Source organism: Trichocoleus desertorum AS-A10 (genome assembly GCF_039962155.1).
Taxonomy (GTDB): Bacteria; Cyanobacteriota; Cyanobacteriia; order FACHB-46; family FACHB-46; genus Trichocoleus.
In genome coordinates this window covers 1-10,102 of record NZ_JAMPKN010000087.1, presented here as the reverse complement: position 1 = coordinate 10,102, position 10,102 = coordinate 1, and the positions used below count along the sequence as shown (strand labels likewise).

Annotated in this window: 13 protein-coding genes; 6 read left to right on the top strand and 7 right to left on the bottom strand. The window is 51.1% G+C overall.

Features of this window, described 5'->3' with window-relative positions; genetic code table 11:
- A partial coding sequence (locus NDA01_RS30465) for a transposase (protein WP_348230986.1) occupies nt 1–163 on the top strand: 163 nt, incomplete at its 5' end.
- A 7-nt stretch (nt 164–170) separates the two neighbouring features.
- Here the strand turns inward: NDA01_RS30465 and NDA01_RS30460 are convergent.
- From NDA01_RS30460 to NDA01_RS30440, 5 genes are all read right to left on the bottom strand, one after another.
- Entirely contained in the window at nt 171–308 is a 138-nt protein-coding gene (locus tag NDA01_RS30460) for a hypothetical protein (protein WP_348230985.1), read from the bottom strand.
- A 154-nt stretch (nt 309–462) separates the two neighbouring features.
- A complete protein-coding gene (locus NDA01_RS30455) occupies nt 463–1,206 on the bottom strand; it encodes a DsbA family protein (RefSeq protein ID WP_348230984.1) in 744 nt (247 codons plus the stop codon).
- Nucleotides 1,203–1,808, bottom strand: coding sequence for a hypothetical protein (locus tag NDA01_RS30450; RefSeq protein WP_348230983.1), 606 nt, complete (start codon nt 1,806–1,808; stop codon nt 1,203–1,205). The genes NDA01_RS30455 and NDA01_RS30450 overlap by 4 nt, the downstream gene beginning before the upstream one ends.
- Before the next feature lie 38 nt (nt 1,809–1,846).
- The gene (locus tag NDA01_RS30445; protein ID WP_348230982.1) at nt 1,847–2,368 is read right to left on the bottom strand and encodes a hypothetical protein; all 522 of its coding nucleotides are present in this window, start codon (nt 2,366–2,368) and stop codon (nt 1,847–1,849) included.
- A 23-nt stretch (nt 2,369–2,391) separates the two neighbouring features.
- Nucleotides 2,392–4,623, bottom strand: coding sequence for a M23 family metallopeptidase (locus NDA01_RS30440; RefSeq protein WP_348230981.1), 2,232 nt, complete (start codon nt 4,621–4,623; stop codon nt 2,392–2,394).
- A 152-nt stretch (nt 4,624–4,775) separates the two neighbouring features.
- Between NDA01_RS30440 and NDA01_RS30435 the strand changes: the two genes are divergently transcribed.
- Both NDA01_RS30435 and NDA01_RS30430 read left to right on the top strand, forming a co-directional pair.
- Entirely contained in the window at nt 4,776–5,087 is a 312-nt protein-coding gene (locus NDA01_RS30435) for a GNAT family N-acetyltransferase (protein WP_348230980.1), read from the top strand.
- 34 nt (nt 5,088–5,121) lie between these two features.
- The gene (locus tag NDA01_RS30430) at nt 5,122–5,661 is read left to right on the top strand and encodes a hypothetical protein (RefSeq protein ID WP_348230979.1); all 540 of its coding nucleotides are present in this window, start codon (nt 5,122–5,124) and stop codon (nt 5,659–5,661) included.
- A gap of 54 nt (nt 5,662–5,715) precedes the next feature.
- On the opposite strand, the gene NDA01_RS30425 is transcribed toward NDA01_RS30430, so the two are convergent.
- Nucleotides 5,716–5,916, bottom strand: coding sequence for a hypothetical protein (locus NDA01_RS30425; protein ID WP_348230978.1), 201 nt, complete (start codon nt 5,914–5,916; stop codon nt 5,716–5,718).
- A 520-nt stretch (nt 5,917–6,436) separates the two neighbouring features.
- On the opposite strand from NDA01_RS30425, the gene NDA01_RS30420 reads away from it, so the two are divergent.
- From NDA01_RS30420 to NDA01_RS30410, 3 genes are all read left to right on the top strand, one after another.
- Nucleotides 6,437–6,565 carry a hypothetical protein gene (locus NDA01_RS30420; RefSeq protein WP_348230977.1) on the top strand — a complete coding sequence of 43 codons (129 nt, stop codon included), beginning with the start codon at nt 6,437–6,439 and terminating at the stop codon, nt 6,563–6,565.
- A gap of 393 nt (nt 6,566–6,958) precedes the next feature.
- Nucleotides 6,959–8,428, top strand: coding sequence for a phytoene desaturase (locus NDA01_RS30415; protein ID WP_348230976.1), 1,470 nt, complete (start codon nt 6,959–6,961; stop codon nt 8,426–8,428).
- 148 nt (nt 8,429–8,576) lie between these two features.
- Nucleotides 8,577–8,792: a hypothetical protein gene (locus NDA01_RS30410; RefSeq protein ID WP_348230975.1), complete on the top strand. Its 216-nt coding sequence runs from the start codon at nt 8,577–8,579 to the stop codon at nt 8,790–8,792.
- 264 nt (nt 8,793–9,056) lie between these two features.
- Here NDA01_RS30410 and NDA01_RS30405 read toward each other — a convergent pair whose 3' ends face one another.
- Nucleotides 9,057–9,872, bottom strand: coding sequence for an alpha/beta hydrolase family protein (locus NDA01_RS30405; RefSeq protein ID WP_488657391.1), 816 nt, complete (start codon nt 9,870–9,872; stop codon nt 9,057–9,059).
- Nucleotides 9,873–10,102: the final 230 nt, after the last annotated feature.

The window sequence follows — 10,102 nt, the reverse complement described above, 5'->3', positions numbered from 1 at the left end:
CTGTGAGCTTTGGTATCTGCCGCCTTATTCCCCGGACTTGAACCCGATTGAGCATTGGTGGTTTGTGCTCAAGAATTGGCTGCGACAGCGATGGGATGAGTTTGCCAACTTTCAGGATTGTGTGGATAATGCTTTCAAACAATGTCCTAAGATGCATCCGTAAGGCTATATCACCGTGGCGGGCTCTCATGAGGTCCGTATGGCCAGAGCGATCGCGGCAATCGATTCCCTCCTCGTTTTTCCTCCCCTAGCTGCTCCTTAAACGCAAAGCGATCGCTTGGGCCATCCAGGAAACAGAAGTCTTTCATGAGAGCGATCCTAGAGAGCCAACGGCTGAGAATTGCTGCCAGCCAAGTCCTTTCAATTGAGTTTTACTGGGATAAGAGTTTCAGTGGCTCAATCGTGATCGCCAGGCTCAAAGGGCTGTTCCTGTTCAAAATCTGGTGACTGGCTTCTAATGATCTAGGGAGTAACCCGATTCACAATCTTAGTTAGTGCTTGAAAATCTGCACCGGATATTAATTCCACGGTTTGGGAAGTGAGTGCCAGGAAAGAGGGTGTTCCTTCAATCTTTAAATTATTGGCCAGCTGCATATCTTGAGCGATCGCCTGGGTTGCAGCCTCGCTATGGCGATCGCGGTTGAACTGGTCGAGGTTGAGTTTGAGCCGAGTGGCGATCGCTAGGTAGAGGGGGTCGGCCAAGTTTGGTTGTCGCTCGAACAGCGCATCATGAAAGGGCCAGAAGTGTCCTTGCTGGCCAGCAGCCCAAACAGCTTTGGCGGCGGGTAGGGATTCGGGATGAATGTCTGTTAGCGGGAAATGCTTGTAAATCAGAGCCACCTCCGGATGTTGAGCCAGGAATTGCTTCAGAGATCGATGAGCCTGGATGCAAAAAGGACACTCAAAGTCGGCGAACTCGATCAAGGTGACTTTAGCCTGGTGAACACCACCGAGCGATGGGGAAGTGCGAATGATGTGCTCAAGCTGAAATGGAACCTGAGCGATCGCTGCGGTCTGTGCCTGTTTTTGCTGCTCTTGTTGTTGCTGCTGGTAATTGGCCAGAGATTTGAGAATGACCTCCGGATGCTGCTCAATAATTTCTAGAACCGCTTGTTCCAGGTTCTGATCCAGCGCTTCAGCCGGAGGCATCCCGACCATCCAGAGGCAGCACCAAAACAGAACCACAAAGCCTTGCCAGATTTTCATGGGTCACCTGCCTCAATTGCGGAATTTGCCATCTTCACGAGGGCAGCGCGATTGCCTACCTTGATGCCCATCGAGTAGCGGTAGCTGTACTCATCCCAAACGACTTTGGCATCGCTACAATTGGCTCCGCAAGTCCAGGGGATGAACCAGCCCTCAATATCATTGGCCAACTTCACTTTTTGCATCGGTTCTGGGGACTTCACGCCTGGATAGCGGCGCACCCAAGCGTACTCAGACTCAATTGATTGAGCAGGCTTTAGATGACCTGTCACTGTACCAAAGCGACAGGCGTTGCCACCAGAGCAGGTGGTGGAATAGCCTAAGACGATTTCATACCCCCGATTGGAAGGTTGTTCTGGCAATACAGCTTGAATGGGGGGAGGTTCATAGTTGGCTTCTATCTGCAAGTCCTGAGGCAGATAGGTGGGCAGGCGCAGAGGAATCTGAGTGCGCTTCAAGGTGGGATGTACCGGATCGAAGAGGGTCGAGGCATTTGAGATCGAGGGAGCAATTTGCTGTGTGAACGCTTGCAGGGCCAATCCACCCCCTAAACTGCATCCCAGCAAGATTGCGAGTAGTCCTAACTTAAATCTTAGTCTCATGGTTGTTGACCCCAACTTTGACATGAAACCTATGACACTTATTGACTCATCTGTGTATTTGCAGGTAGCTTGAACCCGAGTTGCCTAAGTGCCCAAAGGTCTTCTGGGTAGAAAAGGCCCTGAGCCGCGATGACGCGATTGACATTCGCTTGTACTTTGGCCCGACCCAAGCGCCGCATTTCGTTTTGATAACGACCGAGTGCCAGTTGATTGGCCACCTTTCGCTCAACAATTTGGGTTAAGGAGACAGCATCACCCGGTGCGTTGTAAAACTCTTCCCGGCACTGTGGTCCTACGACTGAAATGACGAGATCCGTTCCGCCTGCTTCATCTGGATGAAAGGTGTAAAGCAGGAAGTAAGTTTTTTCCTTTGACGAGGCTTGAGCGATTAATTCTGTGCGGACGATGGGTGGCCGAACTCGACTAGGAATACAAGGTTTTACGAACTCTGGAATTGAGGCTGGTTGAGCTTGTCCGATGTGTCCACTTCCAACGACCATGAGCGTTGTGAGGCAGGCCGTTAATCCAAATACAATTGTTTGCTTCAGAGCTTTTTTCATGATGCTGCCTTTGATTCTAGTGATTAGAACTTGATGTACTTTCTGGGGTCAACCTCGCGACCGCTATAGGGGTTGCCAGGAGTGGCTCCTTCAAGCACGGTGATGTGTAAGTGGGGTCCTGTGCCCGCCCCTGATTGCCCACTTCGAGTAATGATTTGTCCTGCTGAAACGGCATCACCCACTTTGACGAGCCGCTTTGAGTTATGCGCGTATAGCGTCATCAGTCCCCGCCCATGCTCGACAATGACCGTCTCGCCATAACCACTCATCCAGCCTGAGTACACGACTTTGCCTCCATCTGCGGCTTTAACGGGAGTGTGGCTCGCAACTCCTAAATCAATGCCGCGATGGAGAGAACTGCACCCCGCACAAGGCGATGCTCTCGGGCCAAATTCACTCGTGACTGGAGCACCAGGAATCGGATTTTGCAATTGACCAGTTCCTTTGCCACTGCCTTGACTGGTGCTGCTACAAGTGAGAGCGGTTGTGCCCGTTGCCGCTTGACTACCCGTGAAGGTGAGAACCTTTTGGAATTTTTGGGCATATCCGGCAATCAGTTGCCACTGGTCAGTTCCATTGACTTGCTGCCGCGCGCAGCGATAGTCTGCTTTGCCACCAGCAATACACTGGGCGAGCGGGCGCATGTGCCCATACCAGCCTTCTTTCATCCCTCGACACAGAGCATCTGCTGCGATCGCGGGTTGAGTCAAGCGTCTGTCACTGATCCCTCGGTAAGCGGATAAGCCTAAGCGTTGGAGGACGAATCGTTTTTTGTCACACCAGGTCACCTGAATCATGCCTTCACCCCAACCGCATTCGTCATAGTGATGGCGGCTGTACTCATCCATCGTGTTCCAAAAGTCGGTTTCATGTTGTGCAGTGGCCAGAATATAAGCCAGTTGGGCTGGCTCACTCACGCCTGCTTTAGCACAAGACTGCATAATCAGGGGAATCATTTTGATGGCTTGAGCTTGCTCACCACGGGGTAGAGAGGCCAGAACCTGTTGACTGAGCGCATCTAATTTTGTGGAATCGACCTGGCAAATCTGACTGCCCTGATCTGAGGCTGTGCCTGGGTCATACTGGTGAATCATTGCTTGTACTTCTGGGGGAAGTTCAGGCTCCTGAATCCCGGATGGCGGTGGGAGCTCGGTCAGTCCGACGAGAACTTTGCCCTTCTCGTGAGTGGGAAACCAGGGAACTGGGCCAATAAAGTAGGGGGTACAGCCGAGATCGACAAAGGCGCTGCGATGGCAGACCCGAAAGTACAGCCCGAACTTTCCCGTTCCCGTCGATTCGTCTGTATCCGACAGCACGACTTTAAAGGCTTGGCCAAACGGGTGTCGTCCTGTCGGCTCTTGACCCCCATTGAGCGTTCCTAATCCCCCATGTCCCCCTGGCACCATCTGCCCTCCCGCGCCATTGCCTCCTCGAATCCATCTGGCTCCATGCAGCCTGGTCGGGTCACCTGCGCTTCCCAACGAAATCGGTGAATTCAGTTCCAGGTAATCACACCCTTGGACTTGAGCGCACTCATAATGGAAGCCCACCTCATAGCTGCCCGATATGCTGTGTTGGGTGGGTGTCGAGCGGGACTCCTGGTGTGCGCTATCACCCCCATAGGTCACGTCATGGATGGCAATCAGACCCAGGAACTGACCGGAATTGAAGAAGGCAGAAAAAGGGACATTGCCCAGTCCTGGGATTTGGGCCAGATGGAGGTTTTTCCAATCCCGAATGCTGCTCAAGGTTGCCTGTTCCAGCCCTGGCAGTTGCCTGAAGCTGTACTGACTCAAGTCCAGGTGATTGAGAGAGAGATTGCCGACTTCTAGGAGCTGGGCTAAAGCAGCGATCGGTTGCTCTGTCCAGGCTCTAAAATTACTCATCTGTGGAAGGCTTTGGGCAACATTGGGGATGTTTTGGGTGATCAGGTCATAGAGCGGTCTGACCTCACTGACTCTAAATCCCGCGATCGCCGGTATCTGGCTCACCAAGTCAGCAATAGTTTCTTCCTTGAGAAAACTAAAATTGCTCAAGCTCAAAATTGTGGGATCAACCCCGCCCAGCCGCACCGCGTCGCCGAGTGTAAAACTGCCAAGATTAAAAGCATCTTGAACATCTCCGAGTTTCAGCACATTCAAGACAGAGTCTCCTGCCTGCCATGAGCGCGACAAGTTGTAGTCAAGCTGTCCATCTGCATCTTGTGGTACGTTCAAGTTCCCGGTGCTGTCAAAGGGAGGGAGGGAGGGAGGCAAAGGAAACTTGACCCCAGGCCGGAGCGTACTGTCCCGTTGCGACAGACCAAGTCGATCGCGATTGGCGATGGAATTACAAACTGCAACAAGCCGATCAAGCAGTTCGATATGAAGCCTATGCAATCGAAGTAGATAGCTTAACGCAGGGGCTGATGTGGTTGGAGACTCAATGGCATCGCTCTCAATTACCGCAGCGCGATCGCCTGATTTATGTGGAAGCTTTGGCAGTGGCTCCTTGGAATCGTCGCTTGCTCGAAAATCCCCCTTATTTGCAAGGAGTGGGCCGAACTCTTCTGCTGTGGGCGCGACAACGTAGCCTAGAACTGGGCTATGGCGGTCGAGTGGGACTGCATGCACTTCCAGGTTCGGAAGGCTTTTATCGCCGCAATCAGATGGCAGAATATGGGCCAGACTCTGACAAAGAAGGCTTGATATACTTTGAGTACAGCCTGATTCGAGGCTAGACTCAAAGTATCATTCATTGGGAAACGATCCTGCATGGACGACCAGACACTTGCTATCCAATATGCCCAAACGAGCGATCTGATGGATCTGTGCGGCGCGGATGCCTGGTTGCACGAATCAGCTCAAATGGAAGAAGCTGTCAGGGGTCAGGTGGAAGCGGGGCTGGCGATGCAAGGATATCATCGCGCCGTCAATGCAATGGAGCCGGGGCAATCCCAACCAATGTGGCAGCAGATGCAGGTGCAATCGATTTTGTTTACAGGCTTGCAGCAGTGGATGGCATCCTGGAATTTAGGCGCAGGGTTTGAAGAGGCCTATACTGTGGCGCGCCGCCTCATTCGGGAGCATCTTGTCGCGCCAACTCCCAGCCAACAGGTCGCGATCGGACGCATTTTGGCAGCCCTGGCTCTAGGCGATCGCGCTCACAAACTGACTCAGCCCCAAGTGGTGGCAGTGCTCACTGAGCTGTTGAGCCCAGAAGACTGGCAAATGGTCGCCCATGCTGCTTCGCAATCCATTGCCTCTCAGGTTCTAAAAGCGAGGCAAACTCCTAGTGATCCAGCCGTAGAATGACACTCTCATACTGCGGCGCTGCTCCGCTTGGTTCAGGTATTATTTTTAGCGCTCCTAACTCGCCATGACTGCTGGGTTGTTTGCCTCTAACTGAAGCTGGTGAGCAAACCGTTCAAATCGAGCGGCATCGCTATTGGTAATTCGGGTCGCTTTGCAATCAACCGTGCCCTGTTCCACTTTGAGGACAAGGATGGTTTGAGCTTGGTCAACCACCGTTTCAACTTGAGCGATCCACTGCGCTTGGTCTCTTGCCATTGCTTGCAATGACTTTTCACTTAGGGGTTGCTGCGTCTGGGCGAGCGCTTTACCTACCTCCTCAATTGTACATTAACTAATTATTTGACGCTTTAACAAATTATTGTCGAGAAACTTTTGGAAGCTGAAAGCATTTCTAAGTAAGACTTCCAGGCTTTCTTGATTGAAATAAGCATATTCCTAGTAGATAACATATTCAGTGTCGCAATCGCAAAAATTAACAAAATAAGTGTCTTTATCTAAAAACTTAGGATGCTATTGCTTTAATAAATTAGTCGTCTTCTTCTTGAGCTTTTCTATACGTCGATTAAGAACTTTAGCGCGTTGATCTTCAAGGAGCATGAAGCCTGCTCTGGCTTGACCGTAACAGATCAACGCTTGTTGAAAATTTTGGGTTGCTTCATACTACTGGAGCGCGGGGATTTGAAGTGCAAGACAACAGCTACTGGTACCAGACTTTGAGTATCTCAGCGGTGAACTGCTGTACGCAGCAGCGATCGAAGGGACTAAGCGGCCTGAGGTGACAGCATACCTCGATTCATTGCTTCAGTTTGCGATCCAGATGAACGATGAAGGCTGTGCCTATCTTGAACGCCTGCGCCCGACGATCGGCAACTATCAAACCACGGAAGCAGAAATTCTTGAGTAGTTTGCGCCAACAACGGCTGAACTTTCGCGAGAAGTGGGATTGGCGGTGGTACGGGCAGCCTGCGATCGATTGGAGGTCGAGGTCGAGTCTTTGAGCCGTCAACCGCAGTTGCAAGCGTTGGAAACCAGTAATACTTGTTTCTCTTCTATCACTCCTGCTAGAGAATAGCTAGTCGTCTCTGAAAAACTGCCTTAAGTTCGACTAAAGACATGAGCGATCCTCAACCCTATCTTTACGTTGCTTTTTCTATAATGCGTATGAAACAGCTCTGCATTCTGGGGGAGTAGCCGATGCAGATTCAGTTCAAGATGTTTCGACCACTGGGTTGAAATAACAGAAGGGATTGCCCAAATCTCCTGATTTAATGGGATTGGCAGGTTCTGAGCAAGCGGCATGCAGATTATTGTGATTGGAAGCGGTGTTGGTGGACTGTCGGCTGCTATCCGGCTACAAGCGCAGGGACATCGAGTGATGATTGTGGAAAAGCGGGATAAGCCGGGAGGTCGTGCCTCTGTGTATCAACAAGACGGGTTCACGTTTGATGCGGGTCCCACCATCATTACAGCTCCTGACTTGATTCATGAGTTGTTTGAATTGAGCGCTCGCAAAACGGAGGATTATGTGACCTTGGTACCGCTTGACCCGTTCTACAACGTACGGTTTGAAGATGGTTCCGTGTTTCACTACAACGGCGATCAAGATTACCTGATAGAGCAAATTCACCAATTCAATCCGGATGATGTAGAGGGCTACCATCGTTTCTACCGGGCCTCAGAACAGGTGTTTGAGAAAGGGTTTCCCCTCATGACTCAACCTTTTAGCTACTTCACCGATATGCTCAAGGTTGCCCCGGATATGCTGCAATTGCAGTCCTTCAAATCGGTGGCAGGGTTTGTGAATCAATACATCCAAGATGAGCGATTGCGGCAGGTTTTCAGCTTCCACCCACTACTGATTGGAGGTAATCCGTTTCAAAGTACGTCCGTCTATGCCATGATTCACAAGCTGGAGCAAGCCTTTGGCGTTTGGTTTGCAATGGGTGGTACCGGGGCTTTAGTCCAAGCTTTGGTGCGCCTGTTTCAAGAACTGGGTGGAGAGCTACAGCTCAATTGCGAAGTGGCAGAGATTTTGATTGACGGGAAGACCCAACGGGCTACGGGAATTGCGCTCAAGAGCGGGGGGCTGCTGCCAGCCGATGCTGTCGTCACTAATGCCGATGTGGCCTCGACCTACCTGAATTTGGTACCATCTCAGTTTCGCCGCAAGTATCGCGATCGCCACGTACAAAACCTGCGCTATTCAATGTCGTTGTTTGTCCTGTACTTTGGGACCAATCGCCGCTATGACCAAATGGCGCATCACGAGATTCTGATGGGGCCACGTTACCGTGAATGGATGGTGGACTTGTTCGAGCGCAAGCACCTAGCTTCTGACTTCTCACTCTATCTACATCGCCCGACGGCCACTGATCCCACTCTGGCCCCACCCGGTTGTGATGGTTGGTATGCTCTGGCACCTGTGCCCAACCTGGATGGACCCACCGATTGGCAGGAGAGGACCCAGCCCTACCGAGATGCGATTGTTCAGTATTTAGAACAGCACTATCTGCCAAACTTATCGCAGCACATCGTCACGGAGCGTGTGATTAACCCGCTCTACTTTCGCCATGAATTAAATAGCTATAAGGGCAGTGCCTTTTCTGTAGAGCCTACGCTGTTTCAATCAGCTTGGTTTCGTCCCCATAACCAAAGTGAAGACATCTCGAATCTCTATTGTGTAGGAGCTGGGACACATCCCGGAGCAGGTCTACCAGGTGTGATGAGTTCTGGGAAAATTGTGGCGACCCTGATTGGTGCTGCCTAGCGAGATTGCACTACCGGACACTTCATTGAGAGCTATCCGCAGCAAAAATTTAGCTAATCGATATCAACGTTGGGAGCCAGCAAGCAGTTACCACAGTACAAAAGGGTGAAGGCAGTTTTAGATCAGTTCGTCAACGAGGGTAAGGGAGATGGCCAAAAAGAAAAAGAGTGAGAGACCTTGGAGCTACAAACGTGCTCCTGATGGTTGGGAGGTCTGCCTGGACGGTAAAAGTAAAGGCATCGTGGTCAAGGATGGTCCTGCTGAAACTCCTTGGAAATGGAAATCGCTGGGTCAGAGTGGAGGGCTTTACTGTACCCGGAATGAGGCAGCAGGAGCACTTTTGCAAGCGTATAAAGAGAGGTAAAAACAAGTTAGGGCTTCTGTTGCAAGAGAAGCGATCGCTTACTCTTAGGCCCCAACTGGAATACTGAGAAATTCCTCCGTTGTCCTTAACTGGCAAATATAAGAAGCCCCTGGCACGGATGCCAGGGGCTTTCTGTTGGGACACTAACTGCCGCTATTTTTTCTAAGGCGGTAAGACTAGCTGGCGGAATTTCTGCTCTAGAGCCGCGAGGTAATGAGCCATATCTGGCCGGGACTGACTTTGCTGAGCACACTTGAGCTGCTGTTATTGACGACGCTTCAGTCTCCTCGCAGTTCCGAGAACTCCAAAGGCTAAGATGCCGACGAATGAGGCAGGCTCTGGAACAGTTGCTACCTCACTGGTGACACTAACGTTTTCATCTAGACCGTCTCCTTGGTTATAGATATAATCCAGAGCATCAACGTCATTGAGCAGAGAGGCTCGTAAAAACAGTCCACTCCAATGAGCGATCGTTTCTGTCGCAATGTTCTGGTCTAACGTCGGTCGAACTGGGTCACGCAGGCTGTCTTCGTTAGTAATTCCATAATGGTTGGCACCTTGTACTCTGATTAATGCTTTAGGTGGATCTTGAATCTGCTCATAAGTCTCTTCAACCGCAGCAAAATTACCCACAACCCCATCGCGATCGCCCGCGATTAAAGCAACAGGAATCCCGTCATTCTCAATTGGGGGAATCATGCCGCCAAAGCGAGGATCTCTAAAAGTTGAGCCATAAAAAACCCCTGCCATCAGTTCTGGTGGTCGGGAGAACGTACCCGTGCAGAGAAAAGGAAAGCAGATATCCTGAATGGCGCTCAGCCCAACAGCTCCGCCGAGAGAATGCCCAATCAACCCGAACTTGTTAGGGTTCAGGAGGTTGGCGAGCGGAGAAGCCGAATTTGTATTGGCGGCAGTGGCATAGGCCAGGACATCATGGACCTGCTGCTGCTCTGGAAAGAAGCCGGTGAAAGCTTGTCCCGTCACTGGATCGATCGCAGTTCTGATATGGTTTGGCACAATCACTGCAAAGCCATATTGAGCCACTTGACTCGCAAAGTTTGTGTAATCTGCTTTATCCACTAACGCACCCTGCAGTAGTAGAACCACAGGCAGCGAATCGACAGAGGCATTGGGGGATGGAACCGGATAGTAGATGTCAGCTTCATCTGCGCCTGTCGCAGTGGGAAGATTAGTGCTTGTTAAATGTCAAGGGGATAGACGTGTCGCGACAGAGGCTTGGTGAGTGAATGTCGTCAGTCGAGACCTCAGATCGCAACGACAACTAGGGATCGCGACGACAACTACAGATC